This is a genomic window from Halorubrum sp. SD626R (assembly GCF_001261915.1).
GTDB lineage: Archaea > Halobacteriota > Halobacteria > Halobacteriales > Haloferacaceae > Halorubrum.
In genome coordinates this window covers 41,118-58,996 of sequence record NZ_CVRT01000053.1, presented here as the reverse complement: position 1 = coordinate 58,996, position 17,879 = coordinate 41,118, and the positions used below count along the sequence as shown (strand labels likewise).

The window sequence follows — 17,879 nt, the reverse complement described above, 5'->3', positions numbered from 1 at the left end:
GGGCGGTCGGAGCCGAACGGACGCGTTCGACCCCGCCGGTGATCAGTACGGTCGAACCCCGCGAATAGCTACCGGCGAACCGTTCGGAGGTTTAACCACGGTCCCCGTTCCCGAACGTCTGCGAGAAGAGCGCCGCGGTCACGATCCGCAGGTGTTCCGACACCGTGGACTTCGCGAGGTCGAACTCGGCCGCGACGTCGGCCGCGGAGGCGCCGCCGGCCTCGAAGTACCCCTCCTCGGCGGCGATCGTCGCGATCTCGGCCTGCCTGTCGGTCACGCCGGCGAGGTCGACGGGGACCACGTCGCTGCCGAGCTCTCCCTCCTCGCCTCCGCGGTCGACGCAGAGCCGGCGGAGCTCCACGCCGAGTCCGGCGGCCTCGCACTCGTCGACGATCGCCCGCAGCTCCTCGTGACCGGTCAGGACGAAGGAGAGCAGGAGCTCGCCGTCCTCCATCTCCGTCCGGCGCGGCGAGACGGGGAAGTTCTCGAACGCCGCCGGGAGCCCGCCGCAGGAACACCCCGTACAGGCGGCGTCGCCCTCTCCCGGCGGCGAGGGGCCGCGTCCGTCGGTTCCGGTCTCGTCGCCCCCCGGCCCGCCGGCGCGTCTCGGGCCCACCACGGTACCGCCGTCGGTGGCCGCGTCGTCAGCTGCGCGGCCACCATCCGTGCCCGCGTCGTCAGCTGCGCGGCCACCATCCGTGCCCGCGTCGTCGGCTGCGCGGCCACCCTCCGCCGCCGGGCGCTCACAGGCGATCTCGTAGCGGCCGTGCGCCCGGCCGCCGAACTCGACGAGATCGAGTCCGGTCGGCGGGTCGTCGGCGACGAACTCGACTCGGTCGTCCGCCGAGTCGACGCGCAGGTCCTCCACCGGGGTGCTCGACGAGAGCGCGGCCACGGGACAGCGGTCGCAGGCAGAGACGGAGAGTTCGGCGTGGATCCCGTCGGTCACGGACAGACGTAGGCCCTCCAGGATTCATATAACGCGGAGCGGTTTCCAACGCGGTGAAAAGCCGTCGCGCGTCTCCGCGACCCCGGCCTCCGCGGTCGTTCGCCGAGATCCCGCGATCCGTTCCGGTGAGCGCGCCCTTTTGACGCCCGGGTCGGAACCGGACCGTATGCCGCCGCTGGAACTGCCGCTCGGGCTCGGCACGTCCGGGCTCGACGACCCCGCCGAGTGTACCGCCACCGTGACCGCCGCCTTAGAGGCCGGCTACCGCCACGTCGACACCGCGCAGATGTACGACAACGAGGCCGCGGTCGGCGAGGGGATCGCCGCCGCCGACGTCGACAGAGAGGACGTCGTCGTCGCCACGAAGGTCCACCCGGAGAACCTCGCTCCCGAGGACGCCCGGAAGACGGCCCGCGAGAGCCTCGACCGGCTCGGACTCGACCGCGTCGACCTGCTGTACGTCCACTGGCCGACCCGCGCGTACGACGCCGAGGCGACCCTGCCGGTCTTCGACGAGCTGCGCGACGCGGGCCTCACCGACCACGTCGGCGTCTCGAACTTCACCCCCGAGCTGCTCCGCGAGGCCCGCGAAGTCCTCGACGCGCCGATCGCCGCCCATCAGGTGGAGTGTCACCCGCGGTTTCGACAGGCCGAGTTGCGCGCGCTCGCCGCCGAGTTCGACCACCGCCTCGTCGGCTACTCGCCGCTGGCCCGCGGCGACCTCTTCGACGACGAGGAGTTCAAAGGCGTCGCCGAGCGCGCCGACCGCTCGCCGGCCGTGCTCGCGCTCGCGTGGGCGATCGCCCGCGACGTTACCCCGATTCCGAAAGCGACGGGCGACCACGTCGCCGAGAACCTCGGCGCGCTCGACGCCGACGTTGACCCGTCAGTCCTCGACGAGATCGACGCGCTGGAGCCGGGCGACCGACGCATCGACCCCGACGACGCCGCGTGGAACCGCTGAAGGGCGCTCGGCCGTCCTCGTCCGCTGACCTCAGACCGCCGCCAGCCGCGCCGACAGCTCCGCCTCCGCGCGGTCGACGAGGTCGGTCGCGGGCTCGCCGAGGTACGTCGTCCACTGGTCGATGAACCCCGACCGACCGAGTATCCGGACGACCTCGTATAGCGGGCGTCGCTCCTCGAACCCCGGCGGGAGCCCGCCGGCGCGCTCGACGTAGCCCGCGTGCAGCGCGGCCGCGTACCGCTCCGGCCCCCGCTCGTCGAACCCGTTGAGCAGCTGGTCTTCCGCCCTGAGGAGGTCGCGAGCGGGGTCGCCGACGTGAGCGAGTTCCCAGTCGATCGCGACGATCCCGTCGGCCTGTTCAGCCCCGCCGTGGCCTTCCTCAGCGTCGACGACGAACAGGTTCGGCATCGCGACGTCGCCGTGGAGGAGCGCCGCCGGGGCGCCGCGGAGGCGGTCGCGGTTCGCCTCGACGCAGTCGATCACGGCGTCGTAGTGGTGCGCGAGCCGCTCAGACGTGCCGATCTCGCGGGTCCGTCCGATCGTCTCTAAGAGCACGTCGGGCCACGGCGCCCGGTCGAGTTCGAGCCCGCCGCGCGCGTCGCCGCCGCCGATCTCCCCGTGGGTCTCGAACCGCTCGGCGTGTAGCGTCGCCAGCGTCGCGCCGACGCGTCGGAGCAGCGCCGGTCTGTCGGCCTCCCCGTCTCCCGTGCTCCGGTCGGCCCCTTCGCCTCTCTCGTCTCGCTCGTCGAGCCCCTCCCACGCGTCGAGGAGCCCGCGGCCGGGAGCGGGAGCCGTGACGAGGTAGGCCGCGTCCGGATCGGCGGCGAGCACTTCGGGGACCGCGAGGGGTCGCTCGACGGCCACGTGCCGCAGCACCGCCAGTTCGCGGGCGATCCGAGCGCCGTCGCCGTCGACCGCGACCTTGCAGAACGCTCGACCGCCGTCCGCGAAGGCGACGCCGACCGTTTCGTTGCCTCCGTTCCACGAGGGGCCGGTGCCGGTCAGGCGCTCGACCGACCGCTCCGGGAACGCCTCGCGGAGCGCCGCCGCCGCGGCCTCGTTCATGCAGATTCGTCGCGTCCGACGAGTGTTAAGACTGCTGTCACGGCTGTTAGCACGAGACGGAGAACGCGACCATCACGGCTGAGAGACGCGGAATAGGGAAAATCTACCGACAATCTCATACCTGTTGACGATACATCAGTTAGCCGTGAGGGACGACGCGTTCGGGGGGCGAGTGGGTTTCGAGGTCGACGGGGAGACGCTCCGCGTCCGCGACGAACTGGAGGGCGATGAGCTCCGGCTGGTGCTGGACCGCGAGGTCCATCCCCGACCGGCGCTCACGGAGCTGTTCCCGTTCCCGGTCGACGAGGCGGTCAGCTTCGAGGCCAGTTCCTTCTCAGTGCCCGAGTACTCGTCGGTGAGAGTCCGGTCGGACGACGGCGACTTCATCGCCCGCCTCGACGATCCGATGGAACTCCCGCGCGGGTCGTACTGTTTCGACCTGAGCGGCGCAACGAAGACGTTCATCCGCGTCGCCGACGTCAGTCCGTCGACGACCGGCGCGGTCGACTCGGGCCCCGTCGATGTCGAGTTCGACCGGCAGACCACCGTCTCGGTCGGTGCGCGCTCGCGCCACACGCGCCCGGAGGCGACGATCACCGTTCCGGACGACCCGACCGCCTTGGTGGCGGCGGTCTCGGTGCTCGGCTCGTCGATCAGGGAGTTCTCGCCCGAGCGCTCGTGGCCCACGCTCCGCGGCTACCCGCCCCGGATCCTTCGCGGCGACGAGCTCGACATCCCGAGCCCGCTGACTCGCCCCGAGACGGGGGTCGAGGTGGTCGTTCGCCCCGAATACGCGGACGTCTACCGGCTCTCGACCCTCTCGTACTACCTCGGCGCGCGGATGACCGTCGGCGACGCGCCCGCGGTCCGGCTCGAAACCGGGTACGTCGAGCCTCTCCCGACCGACGGCGTCGCGCTCGAAGCGCGCGCCGAGGAGCTGCTCCGGACGTGGTTCTTCCTCGACACGCTCGCGCGGACGGACGGATACGTCCCGTCCAACCGGTACGAGTACGAGCGGGTCGGTCCGGAGCTCCCCTTCTACCCGCCGAACCTCGCCGACCTGTCGATGAGCGAGCGGCTGATGGAGTACCTCGAAATCGATCCGGAGACGGTGGCGCCGTACATGCCCGACTGGCCGACCGAGGCAGTGCTTCGGCCGGGGCCCGCCGGCGCCGAGCTCTTACCTCATCTCGCGCACGTGCTGGCCCCTGTCCGGGTGCGCGGCGCGGCAGAGGTTACCGACTCCGAGAAACCGGTCGCGCTCGCGACGTCGCCGTGGCTCACACCCGGGCACGAGCTACCGAGTCCGGACGACGACCCGCTTCCCGCGGGCGTGTCGGTGTTGACGCCGGCGGGATACGAGAACCAGCTCCGCCGCGAATCAACCGCGCGCGGCGATATCCATGCCGTCGCGCTAGTCGCCTCATCGGAGCGTGCGACGGCGGTTCGACGCGCGCTCTCGGAGCCGGCGGTCCCCCAGGGCGTCGGCGAGTGGGAGGTACTCGACCGGCCGAGCGCTGAGACCGTCGCCGCGGTACTCTCGGACTCCGAGGTCGACGTTGCGTACTGCGGGCTCCCGGTCGCGGAAGGTGAAGTGGCCGCCGCTGACGGCGCGGTCACGCTTGCGAACCTCGACGACGCGTCGGCGCTGACGATATTCGAGGGGGCCGATGACGTGTGCGGAGGCCTACAGGTCGTCGAAAACGGCGGCATGGGATCGATCGTCGCTGCACAGCGTCTGGACCGTCAGTTGATCCGGTGGCTTGTGGCGCTATTGTCGGTCTCGATCCCGGTAGATGCGAGCGTTTCTCTCTCTGGTATCTCCGACAAAACTGACGTTCGGTGTGTTTGCTGTCCGGCCGCGTCGGTAACCTCCGACCAGATCCTATCGAAGCACGCCGACTACTTCACCTCGCAGTCACCGACGTCGTACCGCCTTCGCCGGAGGTCGATCCTGACGCAGTCCGGTCGAATCGGAACCGAGGTGTCGCAGGTGTTCGACGGCTCAAGCGATCTGTCCGAACTGGCCGGGACGGAGCACAACGCCGCCTCAGCGTTCGATCCCTCGCAGATTCTGACGTTCCTCCACGAGGAGGACTCCGTCGTCAAACTTGACGGCCGGCTCCTGCTTCCGAGCGACGACCTCACCGAGGCGGATATCGAGCGACTCGCCGGGCGGAACCTCGCGGAGCGCGGGGACGGGGAGACGAGCGGGACCGATCGAACGGAGCGACGGCGCGGCGAGTGAGCGAGTGAGCCGGATCGGTCCGCGCCCGCGGTCGGGAACCACCGAGGATTTTATACTCCACTCGACGAAGCGCCGCGTATGCCACAGGTACACCTCGACGAGGAGACGTTCGAGCGCCTCGACGCGCTCCGCGTGGACGACGAGGAGCACGACGAGATCGTCAGCGAGCTGATCGGCATCTACGAGGCCGAGGAGCTGACGTTGTTCCGCAGCGGCGATATGGAGTGACCGGCACCGCGTCCCGCAGACCGCGGTCCGGTCACTCCTGATACGCGAGCCTGACCCGCTCCCACTTCCCCTTGTCCTCCAAGTGCGCCTGTAGCTCGTCGGCGTACTCCTGGACGAGCCGTTCGGCGGCGTCGAGCTCCTCGTCCGACCCGCCGCCTCCGCCGCCGGAGCCGCCGAGCCCGAGCGCGCCCTTGATCGAGTCGACGAGGCCGCCGCCCCCGCCGCCGGAGCCGCCGTCGCCTCCCGCCGCTCCGCCCATCGCGGCGACCTGCGACCGGACGTTCTCCAGCTCCGGCATGATCGCCGGGAGGCTGGACGTGTCGGCGACGATCCGGGCATCGTCGGGGTCGGCGGCGTCCTCGATCTCGAACTCGGTCGCGGTCATGATCAGGCCCCACTCCTGGCTGGAGAACCGCGAGGCCGCCACCCGGTCCGTGAACTGGTTGTCGACGGTCATCCGCTCGCCGACGATCGCGTCTGTCCACTCGCTCATACCGTGCCGTTCGGTCGCGGCCGTACAAGCCCCTTTCCCTCGTTGCTCCCGTTCGTCGCCGGCGCCGGCCTCGCGCGTCACTTCCGCGGGCGCCAGTCTCATCGGCGTCGTTTCCGCGGGCGCCGACCTCGCGCGTCCCTCTCGGGAGGCTTTAGCCGGTCCGGGCCCTCGCTCCGGTATGAACGCGCGAACGCGACGCGACCTGCTCGGGGCCGTCGGCGCCGCCTCCGCCGCCGGGCTCGCCGGCTGCACCGGCGCGCTCCTCCCCGGCGGCGACGAGGGGGAGACGGAGACGGTCGACCGGACCGGCGCGGAGACCGTCTCTGTCGCGGTCGGCGCCGACGGCGGGTTCTCGTTCGCGCCGGCGGCGGTCCGGGTCGACGTCGGGACGACCGTCGTCTGGGAGTGGACCGGCGTCGGCGGGAGCCACAACGTCGTCGACCGCGGGGGCGCCTTCGAGTCCGGGCTCGCGACCGCCGAAGGCCACGCCTTCGAACACGAGTTCGCCGAGCCGGGGACCTACGAGTACGTCTGCACGCCCCACCAGACCCGGGACATGGAAGGCGTCGTCGAGGTCGTCGAGGAATAGCCGCTCCGGCGGCGAGCCCGCACCGCTCGTCACGGGAGCCCGTCGAACGCGTCGCCGGCGAGTCCGGGACCGTTCGGCACCGGTACCTCGCCGCCCGCGACGGGGCAGGGGTCCGGCGCGAGGTCGTCGGCGAGGAGCGAGGCGGTGGCGAGCCCGCAGGGCGCGACGTCCGGGACCGCGGCCGCGACGTGGACCGCGGCGGTCCGCGCGACGACGGCGTCGATCGTCGTGGTGATCACGGGCTCGACGCCCGCCGCCCGCGCCCGCGCCGCCGTCGCCAGCGCGCGGTCCGGTCCCCCAAGCGCCATCGGCTTCAGGACGACGACGTCGGCCGCGCCGGCGTCGAGCACGGCGTCGAGCCCGTGACTCGCTAGCGTCTCGTCAAGCGCGATCGGGACCGCGGAGTCGGTGCCCTCGTCGTCGCCGTCGCGATCGCCGCGGTCTCCCCGGAGCGCCGCCGCGCCGTCGAGGTCGTCGGCGGGGAGCGGCTGCTCGACGTACGCGAGGTCCAGCGACGCGAGGCGGTCGAGCGCGTCGCGGGCGGTCGCCCGGTCCCAGGCGCCGTTCGCGTCGGCCCGAAGCGCGACCCCGTCACCGACCGCCTCCCGGACCGCACGCAGGCGCTCGACGTCGGCGGCGAGCGAGCGCGCGCCGACCTTCACCTTCACGCAGTCGAACCCCTCGTCGACGGCGCGCTCGACCGCGGCCGCGGTCGTCTCGGGGTCGCCGTCGCCGACCGTCGCGTTGACCGGGACCGCGTCGGTCGGCGTCGGGAGGCCGCGCTCGGCCGCGAGATGCGAAGCCAGGGACCGGTCCGCCTCGCGCGCCGTGGCGTCCGCGAGCGCGAGCGCGAGCCCGTGGCGCGCCGCCGGGGTCTCGACCGGATCGAGGCGGTCGAGCGCGTCGGGGAGGAGCGCGCCGTCGTCCGTCCTGACAGCCCGCAGCGCCGACTCGCACGCCGACAGCGACTCGGTCCAGCCGGGGAGCGGGGCGGCCTCGCCGAGCCCCGGTGCGGAGACACCGTCGCCGTCGACGCGGTCCTCGGATCCCACGCCGACGAGGAACCCCTCGCGCTCCGCGATATCGCCGCGGGCCGTGCCGAGCGGCCTCGTCAGACCGACGGCGAAGGGGCGGAGCCGCACGGTCAGAGCGCGAGGCCGACGGCGAACGCGACGGCGTACGCCGCGAGGAGCTTCCCGGTCGACTCCAGCGCGGGGTTGAGCGCGTCGCCGGCGGTCTCCGTCAGGACGGTGCGCGCGACGGCGGCCGCGAGCGGGAGCGTGACGAGCGGGAGCAGCACCGCTGGGCCGTCCCCGCGGGCGAGGAACCAGACGGGAGCGAGGTAGGCGAGCGCGAGGAGCCCGACGTACTGGGCCCGCGAGAACCGGTAGCCGAACCGGACCGCGAGGGTGCGCTTGCCGGTCGCCGCGTCCTCCTCTAAGTCGCGCACGTTGTTGACCACGAGGATATTCGTCGACAGCGCGGCGATCGGGAGGCTGGCGACGACGGCCGCGAGCGTGACCGTGCCCCCCGGGAGCCACAGTGGGAACGCCTCGCCGACGAGGGCGGCCGCCTGCACGTAGTAGGTCCCGGTGACGGCGATCACGCCGAAGAAGACGAAGACGAAGAGATCGCCGAGGCCGTGGTAGCCGAGGGGGTACGGCCCGCCGGTGTAGGCGATCCCCGCGGCGACGGACGCCAGGCCGATCACGAGGATCGGGACGCCCCCCACGTAGACGAGGTACGTGCCGACGAGGATCGCGGCCGCGAACGTCAGCCACATCGCCCGCTTCACCTCGGCCGGTTCGATGAGGCCGCTGGCGACGACGCGGGTGAACCCCTCGCGGTCGTCCGTGTCGGCCCCCTGGATCGCGTCGTAGTAGTCGTTCGCGAAGTTGGTGCCGACCTGGATCAGCGCCGCGCCGACGAACGCCGCGAGCGCCGGGAGCGGGGCGAACGCGCCGGTCCGAAGCGCGAGACCGACGCCGACGATCACCGGCGCGGCCGCCGCGGGCAGCGTCTGCGGCCGCGCGGCGATCACCCACGCCCGCCGCCGCGACACCTCGGTGCTCATTGGAGGAGTTAGGCGCGTCGCATCCCTTAACCTTGCCATCCCGGACCGATCCGCGCTCCGAATCGACTCCCTCCCGAACCGATCCGGCGGAGCCGTCCGCGACACCCAGAGCTATCCCGACCGACGACGACTCCCCCACATGGCCCGCGTTCCATACGTCGACGCGTCGGACGTGGCCGCGGAGTACGAGGAGCTGCTGGAGTCGTCGCTCCAGGGGAAACCGCTCCACGTCTACCGGTCGCTCGGAAACAATCCACAAGTGCTCGCCGGGCTGCGCTCGTTCCTGAGCTCGCTGTGGACCGACAGCGGGCTCTCGGAGCGCGACCGCGAGCTCGTGATCCTCGCCGCCGCGAGCGAGACGCGCAACCGCTACGAGTGGCACCAGCACGTCAACATCGCCCGCGGCGTCGGGATCGACGACGAGGTCATCGCCGGGATCGGCACCGACGACCTGTCACCCCTCGATGGCGACGAGACGACGCTCGTCGACTACGCGATCTCGGTCGTCCGCCGCGAGGTCGACGCGGTCGCTCACGACGAGATCGCCGCCCTGTACGACGACGAGACGATCGTCGGGATCGCGGCGCTCGCGCAGGGGTACGCCGGGCTCGGCGGGATGATCGACGCGTTCGACCTCGAACTGGAGACCGGCGGCGAGTTCCACGGCTGGGACCCGCGATAGGGCGAGACGACGGATCCCCGCCCCCGTCCCAGTCACCGCCCTCGACGACCGACAGATACGACAGGCATCGGTCCCTACCCGAAGTATGACCGATACGACGGCCGACGGGGAGGCCGACTCGGAAGGGGTCGAGGCCGAGTCCACCGAAGCGGAAGCGAACGGGATCGCGGCGCGCTACGAGGTGGCCGACGGCGAGCGGCGGATCACGTTCTCGACGGGGGGCGACGAGGCCACCGTCGCACAGAACGTCGAGGGGTACGCGATGCTGAAGGTCCGACCCGGGCCGACCGGCGACGAGCTGGAGCGGTACTACGGGTTCGACATGGCGCTCGACCACGCCGCGGAGCTGCTCGGCGTCGCCGTCAACGACCTCCCGGTCCCCGACGCGGCCGCCGACATGGGGATGTGACAGGGCTGGCTACGACTATTCATAAGTAGAATGCGGTGGCGTGCGCCTGCGAGCGCCCGGTAGGGCGCGAGCAGCCCGCACGAGGGAGCCCGCGGCCGCCGCCGGCCGCGGCAGCGAGGCGCGAAGCGCCTCTGGCAGCCGGCGCACAGCGCCGGCGACGAGGCTGGGGCTTTGGAGGGCTTCACTGTCGATCCCTTGTCGATTGTATATGAACGATCGGCTGTGCCTTCGGAGATGTGTCTGACTCGTCCAGCGTCGACTGTTTATAAACGAACACCGAAGACGAACGTTTATTCGCTCACTTCGACCGTAATCTCGTCGCGCTCGACGGCGAGCTTGAACGTCGGGACGGTCCGGTAGACGACCTCGACGACGTTCTTGCGTTCGAGGGTCCGGAGCGCGCGCCGCACCTCGTCGACCTCGGGGTCGACGTCGAACGCCTCGCGGACGGCGTTGAGCACACTGACGACCGACTGCGAGCGCTCGTCGGGGCCCGCCACGACCTCGGACACCTGTGCCACGAGCTCCGGGACGCGGATCGTCTCCGGCGCGCCGCCCTTCGCCACCGCGTCGGCCTCGATCCCGGGCTCGACGTCGACGAGGTCGTTCGCCTCCGCCGTCGATCGGATCAGGCTGTCGTCGTCGCGGTAGTAGTACTCCTTCAGATGGTTCTGCAGGTACTGGTGCACCTCGCTGCCGCCCTCGAGCCCCCACGCGTCCTGCAGCTCGCCGTTCTTCGTCGGCTGGAGCCGGACGATGTCGGCGAGCCGGCTCCGCTCTTCGTCGGTCAGCGCCATACCTCCCCGTTCACCGGGGCGGGTATGGACGTTCCGGATCGCGCTCCGGGAGCCGGAGCGGCGACTCGCTCAGGTACGCGGCCCGGTCGGCGCGCTCGACCGGTCCGCCTCAGGAGCCCGTCGGCTCGCCGCCCGGCCTCCCGCCGTCCGACTCATCTTCCGATCCATCGCCGTTCGACTCGCCGCCGTCCGCCGCTCCGAACTCGTCGGCGACGCCCCACCGCTCCTCGATCGAGTGTCCCTGCGAATCGGCCGCGTCGATCCCGGTCGCGGACCGGTCGGATTCGCCCTCGGTCGTCGCCGTCTCGTCGCCGTCCGCGTCGTCCCCGCGACCCTCCGCCGATTCGGGCTCGATCACGCGGTCGGCGACGAGCGTCGAGAGCGGGTCGACCGTCACGGTCAGCCGCGCCGCGACGAAGACGAGCGGGACGAGCGACGCGACCAGGAACGCGGCGTCGTACGCCCACGCGAACCCGTCGGGCAGCGGGACCACGGCGCCGGCGAACCCGCGGTGCGCGACCAATACGGCCGCGAGGACGACGAGCCAGTAGGCCAGCGCGGCGCCGTTCTCGGCGATGCGCTCGACGCGCTCCGCGGCGTCCGTCCGGTAGAGCGCGGCCCGCGTCAGCGAGGCGACCCTCGGCGCGGCGAACAGGAGGAGCGCGACGACCGCGGCCGTCGCCACGGCGCCCGCGACCGCGGCGAACGTGACCGGCGTGAGCGGGACCAGCCGGTCGACGCCCGGCAGCAGCGTGAACAGGGACAACACGCCCACCAGCGCGAGCGCCGCGACGGCGACCCGACTGGCGGAGCGAACGGTCTCGCGGTCGAACGCGTCCGTCGCGGTCGACTCGGATTCGGTCATGGTGCGCCCGGGAGAACGGGCGGGAGACACAAAACCGGGCGAGACGCTCAAGTCGGTTTAACGTGGATTAAAAGCCGTCGACGGCGGCCCTCAGCTGGCGTCCTCGACGGCGCTCGCGGCCCGGATAACCGTCTCCTCGTCGAACTTCGACCCGACGAGCTGGAGCCCGACCGGGAGCCCGTCGGCCTCGCCGGCCGGCACCGATACGGCCGGGAGGTTCGCGAGGTTGACCGGGGTCGTGTTCGCGTCCGCGAGGTACATCCGCAGCGGGTCGTCGAGACTCTCGCCGAGCTCGAAGGGGAGCACGGGCATCGTCGGCGACGCGATCACGTCCACGTCGGCGAAGGCGTCCTCGAAGTCCCGCCGGACCCACGCGCGGGCGTCCTGCGCCTTCTGGTAGTACTTGTCGTGGTAACCCGCCGAGAGCGCGTACGTGCCGAGCAGGATACGGCGCTTGACCTCCGCGCCGAACCCCTCCTCGCGCGTTTCCGCGAACGACTCGTTCCAGTTGCCGTCCGACTCGGCGCGGTTCCCGTAGCGCACGCCGTCGAACCGCGCGAGGTTCGAGGAGGCCTCCGCCATCGCGATGACGTAGTACGCCTGGACCGCGTGCTCGACGGAGGGCAGCGAGATCTCCGTCGTCTCCGCCCCCCGCGCCTCCAGGTCCGCGATCGCGGCCTCGACCGTCTCGACGACGCGCTCGTCGGCGCCCTCGAACAACTCGGTCGGGACGCCTATCGTCAGCCCGTCGACGTCGCCGTCGGCGGCCGCGGCGTAGCTCGCGTCGGGATCGGCGCCCTCGACCTCGCCCAGGTCGCGGGTCGTCCCGTCGTGCGGGTCGGGGCCCGCGATGGCGTCGAGCGCGGCGGCCGCCTCCTCGACGGTGCCCGCGATCGGCCCGATCTGTTCGAGGGAGTTCGCGTACGCGACGAGCCCGTACCGCGAGACGAGCCCGTACGTGGGCTTGATGCCGACGACGCCGCAGAACGCGGCCGGGCAACGCACCGACCCGCCCGTGTCTGAGCCGAGCGCGAGATCGGCCCCGCCCGCGGCGACCGCGGCCGCCGACCCGCCGGAGGAGCCGCCGGGGACGCGCTCCGGATCGACGGGGTTCCGCGTAGGGCCGAACGCGGAGGTCTCGGTCGTCGTCCCCATCCCGAACTCGTCCATGTTCGCCTTGCCGACGACGGTCGCGCCCGCATCCGTGAGGCGGTCGACGACCGTCGCGGAGTACGGCGGGACGTAGTCGGCGAGCATCTCGGAGCCGCAGGTCGTCCGGATCCCCTCGGTGGAGATGTTGTCCTTGACCGCGACGGTCGCGTCCGCGAGCGGCCCCTCGGCGTCCGCGTCGCCCTCGATCGTCGCCTCCGTAATGAAGGCGTTGTGGTCGGCCGCCATCTACGACACCTTCGGGCCGACGAAGTAGCCGTCCGCCGTCTCCTCGGCGTTCGACAGCGCCTCCGCCTGCGTGAGTCCCTCCTCGACCTCGTCGGGGCGCATCACGTTGACGAGGTCCTCCTCGCGCTCGGTCTCCGGGACCTCGTCGAGGGCCTCGAAGTACTCCAGGATGTCGCCGAACTGCGCCGCGAACTCGTCGACCTCGTCGTCGTCGAGCCGGACGCGGGCCAGTTCCGCGACGTGACGGACCTCCTCGGCGTCGACTGCGGTCGCGTCCTCCCCGTCGTTCGACGCTGCGGTGTCGCTCATACCCGAACGTACCACGCGGGCGGCGAGTAAGGGTTTCGGAAGGGGGTCGACGACGGAGCCGCGTGGCCTCCGGGTCGCCCTACAGCAGGTCGTTCGAGACGAGCCGGTCGACCGCCTCGCGCAGGCGCTCCTCGTTCGCGGCGTACGAGATGCGGGCGTGACCGGGCGCGTTGAACGCGCTCCCCGGGACGCACGCGACGTACGCCTCCTCGATCGCGGCCTCGCACCACGCCTGGTCGTCCTCGTCGACCGGGATCATCATGTAGAAGGCGCCGTCGCCGACGTCGACGTCGACGCCGTGCTCGTCGAACAGGTCGACGAGGAGGTCGCGGCGGTCGGCGAACGCCCGCCGCATCTCCTCGACCGACTCGTCGGTGTTCTCCAGCGCCTCGACGCCCGCGCGTTGCACGAAGTTCGTGGCGCAGGAGACGGAGTGCGAGTGGAGCTTCCCCGCCTGCCCGACGAAGTCGTCCGTGGCGTGCAGGTAGCCGAGCCGCCACCCGGTCATCGAGAACGCCTTCGAGAAGCCGTTGATCGTCACCGTGCGGTCGGCCATCCCGTCGAGGCTCGCGAGCGAGACGTGCTCGGCGTCGTAGATGATGCGCTCGTAGATCTCGTCGGAGATCACGGCGACGTCGTGCTCGACGGCGAGGTCGCGGACGCCCTCCAGCGCGGTTTCCGAGAAGACCGCGCCCGTGGGGTTCGACGGGGAGTTGACGACGAGCAGCTCGGTGTCGTCCGACACCGTCTCCGCGAGGTCGTCGAGCGCGGGCTCCAGCTGGAAGCCGTGCGGCGCGAGGTCGACGCGCGAGAGGTCGCCCCCCGCGAGCTTCGCCATCGCCTCGTAGGAGACCCACGCCGGATCGAGGAGGACGACCTCGTCGCCGTCGTCGATCAGCGTCTGGAACGTCTCGTACAGGGCCTGCTTGCCGCCGGGGGTGACGATCACCTCGTCGGCGTCGGCGTCGATCCCGGTGCCGCGGAGCTTCTCGGCGATGGCCTCCTTCAGCTTCGGGATCCCGTTCGAGGAGGTGTATCCCGTGTGGCCCGCGTCGAGGGCCTCTTTGCCCGCCTCGACGACGTTTTCCGGGGTGTCGAAGTCGGGTTCGCCGACCGAGAGGTCGACGATGTCGGCGCCCTCCGCCTCCTTCTCGGCCGCCAGGTTCGATATCGCCAGCGTGGCGCTGGGCTCTACGCGTCCGATCCGCTCTGAGAAGTCGTATGCGTCGCTCATTGTCGTTGGGTCCGTCTGTCGTCTCCACCGCTCATTCGAGCTCCTCCGCGAGGTCGATCGCGGCGGTCGCCGCCTCCGCGCCCTTGCCGATCCGCTCGCGGGCCTCCGCGCCGGACATCCCCGGGCCGCTCACGCCGAACGTGACCGGGGTGTCGCGGTCGAGGCTCACCCGCGTGAGCTGTTCGGCGGTCGCGCTCGCGATGACGCGGTCGTGGTCGGTGTCGCCGGTGACGATGGCGCCGACGACCGCCACGGCGTCGACGTCGTCCCGGCGCGCGAGCCGGTCGGCGGCCAGGGGGCTGTCGTACGCCCCCGGCACGCTCACCTCGTCGACGACGACCGCGTCGCGGTCGGCGGCCGCCTCGCGGGCGGCCTCGGCCATCGGCTCCGTGACGGAGTCGTTGAACCGCGCCACCACCAGTCCCAGCGAGACCATACTATCGGTCGCACCGGGGGCGGCAAAGGTCTACCGTTCCGGGGCCGGGTCGCCGGGCGAACTGATTCGGGAATGGTGGGGAAACGGGTGATTGTTGCTTATAAATGGCCGAGGCGGTGGCGCGCGCCTCCGAGCGGGCCGAAGGCTCGCGAGGTGCGCGTGCGAGGGAGTCGCTGGCGCCGACGGCGCCAGCGACGAGGCTGGGGAGGCGTGAGGTGCTGTGCGGGGCGGTCGGGTGGGACTCAAAGGGGCAGTCGCGAGGACGAAGCACGACGACGCAAGCACCGCAGGAACGAGTGGAGCGAGTGACGAGGAGCGCAGCGAGGCGCGCGAGTCCTCGCGGCTGGGGCTTTGACGGTGTTCACTGCAGGGTCATCGATCACGCATCGCCGAGCGGCTGGGGCTTTGACGGTGTTCACTGCAGGGTTATCGATCACGCATCGCCGAGCGGCTGGGGCTTTGGAGGCCTTCGTCACCGATTCGATCTCTGCTACTTATAAGCGATTGACTGGGGCTTCGGAGCTGTCCACTGACCTACTCTCGACGATCGCCTATAAACAGTCGTTCTGGACCTCGAACTCGCAAACCTCTTACTTCGCGACCTTCGCCTCGAACTTCTCGCGCACCTTCTCCATCTTCGGCTTGGCGTGGAAGGTGCAGTAGGAGTCGTTCGGGTTCTTCGCGAAGTAGTCCTGGTGGTGTTCCTCGGCGCGGTAGAACGTCTCCAGCCGGTCGAGCTCCGTCACCACGTCGTCGTCGTACTCCTCGTCGAGCGCCTCGATGTAGGCCGCGGCGGCCTCGCGCTGGGCCTCGCTGTGGTAGAGGACGATCGAGCGGTACTGGCTCCCCACGTCGGGGCCCTGTCGGTTGAGCTGGGTCGGGTCGTGGATCTCGAAGAACGCTTCGAGCACCTCGTCGTAGGCAATGGCGTCGGGGTCGAACTCCACCTGCACGACCTCGGCGTGGCCGGTGTTGCCGGAGCAGACCTGCTTGTACGTGGGGTTCTCGACATCGCCGCCCGCGTAGCCGGACGTGACCGACTCGACGCCGGCGAGCTGTTCGAGCGCCGCCTCGGTACACCAGAAGCACCCGCCGCCGAGCGTCGCGGTTTCGAGTTGATCGGACATATTCGATGTAAGGGCTCGGAGACGTATTAATGGCGCGCGCTTATGAGGGAGACGTGGTCTATCCAGCGGGACCCCGTGTATAAATCGTCGAGACAGAATCGGTGAACACCTCCAAAGCCCCAGTCGTCGAGGCGGGCGCACGCTCGCCTCGACGGCTGCCCCTTTGAGTCCCACTCCGCACCGCAACCGCAGCCTCACGCCTCCCCAGCCTCGTCGGTCGTCCTCCGCGTCGCTCCGGACGACCGACTCCCTCGCACGGCGCTCCTCGCGAGCCTTCGGCCCGCTCGGAGGCGCGCGCCACTGCGATCAACTTATAAATGCCATCTGCACACTCAGTTTTTAAACGGCTGAGCGCCGACCCGACCGTATGAACGAACTCGCGGATCTGACCGAGAAACTGGTCGCGATCCCGTCGCACGAGGACGAGGCCGCCGCCGGCGACGCGATCGAGGAGTGGCTTCGCGCGGAGACCGACGCGCGGGTCGAGCGCGACGAGGTCGGCAACGTGATCGCCCGGAAGGAGGCCACAGGAGACCCCGACGCCGACGCCCTCGACTTCGTCGGCCACCACGACGTGGTCCCGCCGGCCGAGCGCCAGACGACCGGCGACGGCAACGCGGGCGACTACGTCGTCGAGCGCCGCGACGGCCGGATCCACGGCCGGGGTGCGGCCGACATGAAGGGCGCGGTGGCCGCCTGCATGCTCGCGTTCCGGGACGCGGAGCCGCCGGCGGGCCGCGAGCTTGCCTTCGCGTCGTTCGTCGGCGAGGAGGTCGGCGGGGAGGGGGCGCGCCACGCGATTAGCGAGGGGTTCGCCCCCGACCGCGCACTCGTCGCGGAGGGGTCGACGAACTACTCGAAGCCGGGCGTGACCGATGTCGTCGTCGCGCACAAGGGCCGGCGAGCCTCCACGCTCGTCGCGCGCGGGACCGCGGCGCACGCCTCCGAGCCGGAGGCGGGAGAGAACGCGATCTACCGCGCGAGCGACGCGATCGACGTGGTCCGCCGACTGGACGCTCCGGGGGCGACCGTCTTCGGCGAGTCGGTCACCGGGTCGCTCGCGGTGACGATGGTCCACGGCGGCGAGACGTGGAACGTGGTCCCCGAGCGCTGCGAGGTGACGATCGACGAGCGGACGGTCCCGGGAGACCGCGCCGACCTCGCTCGCGCCGCGGATGCGGTCGCGGGCGTCGAGTGGGAGGTCGAGCAGGACCTCCCGCCGATGGCCTGCGGCGACGACGCGTTCGCGGAGGGTGCGCTCGCGGTCGCCCGCGAGGCCCACGACGAGCTCGGCCTCGACGCCCCCGAACACGTCGTGAAACCGCACGCGACCGACGCCGGCTGGCTCGCGGAGGCCGGAACCGAGACGCTCGTCTGCGGGGCCTCGGAGCCGGGGGAGGCGCACACCGACACGGAGAGCGTCGGGATCGACGTCCTCGACCGGTGTTACCGGATCTACGCGGGCGTCGCCGAGCGGGCGTTCTGACCGGACGGGTCCGGGTCGATTTCGAGCCGTCGGCGCCGCGAGCGACGCTGTATGGAAGGGGTTTTATGCGCCCCGCGGAAACTGTGGGCTACTATGGGAGACAAGTCGAAGGCTCAGAAGAAGCGTCTGGCGAAGGCGGAGCGCCAGAACACCCGCGTCCCCGCGTGGGTCATGATGAAGACGGACATGAACGTGACGCGAAACCCCAAGCGGCGCAACTGGCGCCGGAACGACCTGGACGAATAGATGAGCACCAGCGACTTCGAGGAGCGCGTCGTCACCATTCCGCTCCGCGACGCCAACGACAAGCCGGTCCAGGAGCGCGCCGACTTCGCGATGCGGATCGTCCGCGAGCACCTCGCGCAGCACTTCTCCGTCGACGAGGACGACGTCGTTATCGACACCTCGGTCAACGAGGCCGTCTGGACGAACGGGCGCCAGAACCCCCCGAGCAAGGTCCGCGTCCGCGCCGCCCGGTTCGTCGAGGACGGCGAGCCCGTCGTCGAAGCCGAGTACGCCGAATAAC

At 71.1% G+C, this 17,879-nt stretch carries 21 protein-coding genes; 9 read left to right on the top strand and 12 right to left on the bottom strand.

Annotation, left to right across the window (positions count from 1 at the left end; translation table 11 throughout):
- Positions 1-91: 91 nt before the first annotated feature.
- On the bottom strand, positions 92-949 hold the full coding sequence (locus tag SD626R_RS05240) for a helix-turn-helix domain-containing protein (protein WP_092564464.1): 858 nt from the start codon (positions 947-949) through the stop codon (positions 92-94).
- 166 nt (positions 950-1,115) lie between these two features.
- Between SD626R_RS05240 and SD626R_RS05235 the strand changes: the two genes are divergently transcribed.
- Positions 1,116-1,913 (top strand): aldo/keto reductase, encoded by a 798-nt coding sequence (locus tag SD626R_RS05235; RefSeq protein ID WP_092564461.1) that lies wholly within the window; start codon positions 1,116-1,118, stop codon positions 1,911-1,913.
- A 30-nt stretch (positions 1,914-1,943) separates the two neighbouring features.
- On the opposite strand, the gene SD626R_RS05230 is transcribed toward SD626R_RS05235, so the two are convergent.
- Positions 1,944-2,978: a phosphotransferase family protein gene (locus SD626R_RS05230; protein WP_092564458.1), complete on the bottom strand. Its 1,035-nt coding sequence runs from the start codon at positions 2,976-2,978 to the stop codon at positions 1,944-1,946.
- A 145-nt stretch (positions 2,979-3,123) separates the two neighbouring features.
- Here SD626R_RS05230 and SD626R_RS05225 point away from each other — a divergent pair, with 145 nt between their 5' ends.
- Positions 3,124-5,226 carry a hypothetical protein gene (locus SD626R_RS05225; protein ID WP_092564455.1) on the top strand — a complete coding sequence of 701 codons (2,103 nt, stop codon included), beginning with the start codon at positions 3,124-3,126 and terminating at the stop codon, positions 5,224-5,226.
- 78 nt (positions 5,227-5,304) lie between these two features.
- Positions 5,305-5,454 carry a DUF7557 family protein gene (locus SD626R_RS16730; RefSeq protein WP_176697274.1) on the top strand — a complete coding sequence of 50 codons (150 nt, stop codon included), beginning with the start codon at positions 5,305-5,307 and terminating at the stop codon, positions 5,452-5,454.
- 31 nt (positions 5,455-5,485) lie between these two features.
- On the opposite strand, the gene SD626R_RS05220 is transcribed toward SD626R_RS16730, so the two are convergent.
- The gene (locus SD626R_RS05220; RefSeq protein WP_092564452.1) at positions 5,486-5,947 is read right to left on the bottom strand and encodes a DUF5799 family protein; all 462 of its coding nucleotides are present in this window, start codon (positions 5,945-5,947) and stop codon (positions 5,486-5,488) included.
- A gap of 178 nt (positions 5,948-6,125) precedes the next feature.
- Between SD626R_RS05220 and SD626R_RS05215 the strand changes: the two genes are divergently transcribed.
- Positions 6,126-6,536, top strand: coding sequence for a halocyanin domain-containing protein (locus tag SD626R_RS05215; protein ID WP_092564449.1), 411 nt, complete (start codon positions 6,126-6,128; stop codon positions 6,534-6,536).
- Positions 6,537-6,565: 29 nt separating this feature from the next.
- Here SD626R_RS05215 and SD626R_RS05210 read toward each other — a convergent pair whose 3' ends face one another.
- Positions 6,566-7,678: a mandelate racemase/muconate lactonizing enzyme family protein gene (locus SD626R_RS05210; RefSeq protein WP_092564446.1), complete on the bottom strand. Its 1,113-nt coding sequence runs from the start codon at positions 7,676-7,678 to the stop codon at positions 6,566-6,568.
- Between the two features lie 2 nt (positions 7,679-7,680).
- The gene (locus SD626R_RS05205) at positions 7,681-8,610 is read right to left on the bottom strand and encodes a 1,4-dihydroxy-2-naphthoate polyprenyltransferase (protein WP_092564443.1); all 930 of its coding nucleotides are present in this window, start codon (positions 8,608-8,610) and stop codon (positions 7,681-7,683) included.
- Positions 8,611-8,749: 139 nt separating this feature from the next.
- On the opposite strand from SD626R_RS05205, the gene SD626R_RS05200 reads away from it, so the two are divergent.
- A complete protein-coding gene (locus tag SD626R_RS05200; protein ID WP_092564440.1) occupies positions 8,750-9,292 on the top strand; it encodes a carboxymuconolactone decarboxylase family protein in 543 nt (180 codons plus the stop codon).
- Between the two features lie 85 nt (positions 9,293-9,377).
- On the top strand, positions 9,378-9,701 hold the full coding sequence (locus SD626R_RS05195; protein WP_092564437.1) for a DUF7111 family protein: 324 nt from the start codon (positions 9,378-9,380) through the stop codon (positions 9,699-9,701).
- A 290-nt stretch (positions 9,702-9,991) separates the two neighbouring features.
- On the opposite strand, the gene SD626R_RS05190 is transcribed toward SD626R_RS05195, so the two are convergent.
- The 7 genes from SD626R_RS05190 to msrA form a co-directional block, all read right to left on the bottom strand.
- Entirely contained in the window at positions 9,992-10,498 is a 507-nt protein-coding gene (locus tag SD626R_RS05190; RefSeq protein ID WP_092564434.1) for a DUF5797 family protein, read from the bottom strand.
- A gap of 109 nt (positions 10,499-10,607) precedes the next feature.
- Complete coding sequence (locus tag SD626R_RS05185; protein WP_092564431.1) at positions 10,608-11,363, bottom strand: hypothetical protein; 756 nt, start codon at positions 11,361-11,363, stop codon at positions 10,608-10,610.
- A gap of 90 nt (positions 11,364-11,453) precedes the next feature.
- Positions 11,454-12,761: an Asp-tRNA(Asn)/Glu-tRNA(Gln) amidotransferase subunit GatA gene (gene gatA / locus SD626R_RS05180; RefSeq protein ID WP_092564428.1), complete on the bottom strand. Its 1,308-nt coding sequence runs from the start codon at positions 12,759-12,761 to the stop codon at positions 11,454-11,456.
- Positions 12,762-13,070: an Asp-tRNA(Asn)/Glu-tRNA(Gln) amidotransferase subunit GatC gene (gatC, locus tag SD626R_RS05175; protein ID WP_092564425.1), complete on the bottom strand. Its 309-nt coding sequence runs from the start codon at positions 13,068-13,070 to the stop codon at positions 12,762-12,764.
- 79 nt (positions 13,071-13,149) lie between these two features.
- Positions 13,150-14,304 carry a pyridoxal phosphate-dependent aminotransferase gene (locus SD626R_RS05170; protein WP_092564423.1) on the bottom strand — a complete coding sequence of 385 codons (1,155 nt, stop codon included), beginning with the start codon at positions 14,302-14,304 and terminating at the stop codon, positions 13,150-13,152.
- Between the two features lie 31 nt (positions 14,305-14,335).
- On the bottom strand, positions 14,336-14,740 hold the full coding sequence (gene ribH, locus SD626R_RS05165; protein WP_092564421.1) for a 6,7-dimethyl-8-ribityllumazine synthase: 405 nt from the start codon (positions 14,738-14,740) through the stop codon (positions 14,336-14,338).
- A 590-nt stretch (positions 14,741-15,330) separates the two neighbouring features.
- Positions 15,331-15,867 (bottom strand): peptide-methionine (S)-S-oxide reductase MsrA, encoded by a 537-nt coding sequence (gene msrA, locus SD626R_RS05160; RefSeq protein ID WP_092564419.1) that lies wholly within the window; start codon positions 15,865-15,867, stop codon positions 15,331-15,333.
- A gap of 367 nt (positions 15,868-16,234) precedes the next feature.
- On the opposite strand from msrA, the gene SD626R_RS05155 reads away from it, so the two are divergent.
- From SD626R_RS05155 to SD626R_RS05145, 3 genes are all read left to right on the top strand, one after another.
- Positions 16,235-17,353: a M20 family metallopeptidase gene (locus SD626R_RS05155; protein WP_092564417.1), complete on the top strand. Its 1,119-nt coding sequence runs from the start codon at positions 16,235-16,237 to the stop codon at positions 17,351-17,353.
- A 93-nt stretch (positions 17,354-17,446) separates the two neighbouring features.
- On the top strand, positions 17,447-17,599 hold the full coding sequence (locus SD626R_RS05150) for a 50S ribosomal protein L39e (RefSeq protein WP_004050128.1): 153 nt from the start codon (positions 17,447-17,449) through the stop codon (positions 17,597-17,599).
- Positions 17,600-17,878 carry a 50S ribosomal protein L31e gene (locus SD626R_RS05145; protein WP_092564415.1) on the top strand — a complete coding sequence of 93 codons (279 nt, stop codon included), beginning with the start codon at positions 17,600-17,602 and terminating at the stop codon, positions 17,876-17,878.
- The last annotated feature ends 1 nt before the right edge of the window (position 17,879 follow it).

Coding starts and splice junctions, on each gene's coding strand:
- SD626R_RS05235 (WP_092564461.1), top strand. CDS start 1,116: ATGCCGCCGCTGGAACTGCCGCTCGGGCTCGGCACGTCCGGGCTCGAC.
- SD626R_RS05230 (WP_092564458.1), bottom strand. CDS start 2,978: ATGAACGAGGCCGCGGCGGCGGCGCTCCGCGAGGCGTTCCCGGAGCGG.
- SD626R_RS16730 (WP_176697274.1), top strand. CDS start 5,305: ATGCCACAGGTACACCTCGACGAGGAGACGTTCGAGCGCCTCGACGCG.
- SD626R_RS05220 (WP_092564452.1), bottom strand. CDS start 5,947: ATGAGCGAGTGGACAGACGCGATCGTCGGCGAGCGGATGACCGTCGAC.
- SD626R_RS05215 (WP_092564449.1), top strand. CDS start 6,126: ATGAACGCGCGAACGCGACGCGACCTGCTCGGGGCCGTCGGCGCCGCC.
- SD626R_RS05205 (WP_092564443.1), bottom strand. CDS start 8,610: ATGAGCACCGAGGTGTCGCGGCGGCGGGCGTGGGTGATCGCCGCGCGG.
- SD626R_RS05200 (WP_092564440.1), top strand. CDS start 8,750: ATGGCCCGCGTTCCATACGTCGACGCGTCGGACGTGGCCGCGGAGTAC.
- SD626R_RS05195 (WP_092564437.1), top strand. CDS start 9,378: ATGACCGATACGACGGCCGACGGGGAGGCCGACTCGGAAGGGGTCGAG.
- SD626R_RS05190 (WP_092564434.1), bottom strand. CDS start 10,498: ATGGCGCTGACCGACGAAGAGCGGAGCCGGCTCGCCGACATCGTCCGG.
- SD626R_RS05185 (WP_092564431.1), bottom strand. CDS start 11,363: ATGACCGAATCCGAGTCGACCGCGACGGACGCGTTCGACCGCGAGACC.
- gatA (WP_092564428.1), bottom strand. CDS start 12,761: ATGGCGGCCGACCACAACGCCTTCATTACGGAGGCGACGATCGAGGGC.
- gatC (WP_092564425.1), bottom strand. CDS start 13,070: ATGAGCGACACCGCAGCGTCGAACGACGGGGAGGACGCGACCGCAGTC.
- SD626R_RS05170 (WP_092564423.1), bottom strand. CDS start 14,304: ATGAGCGACGCATACGACTTCTCAGAGCGGATCGGACGCGTAGAGCCC.
- ribH (WP_092564421.1), bottom strand. CDS start 14,740: ATGGTCTCGCTGGGACTGGTGGTGGCGCGGTTCAACGACTCCGTCACG.
- msrA (WP_092564419.1), bottom strand. CDS start 15,867: ATGTCCGATCAACTCGAAACCGCGACGCTCGGCGGCGGGTGCTTCTGG.
- SD626R_RS05155 (WP_092564417.1), top strand. CDS start 16,235: ATGAACGAACTCGCGGATCTGACCGAGAAACTGGTCGCGATCCCGTCG.
- SD626R_RS05150 (WP_004050128.1), top strand. CDS start 17,447: ATGGGAGACAAGTCGAAGGCTCAGAAGAAGCGTCTGGCGAAGGCGGAG.
- SD626R_RS05145 (WP_092564415.1), top strand. CDS start 17,600: ATGAGCACCAGCGACTTCGAGGAGCGCGTCGTCACCATTCCGCTCCGC.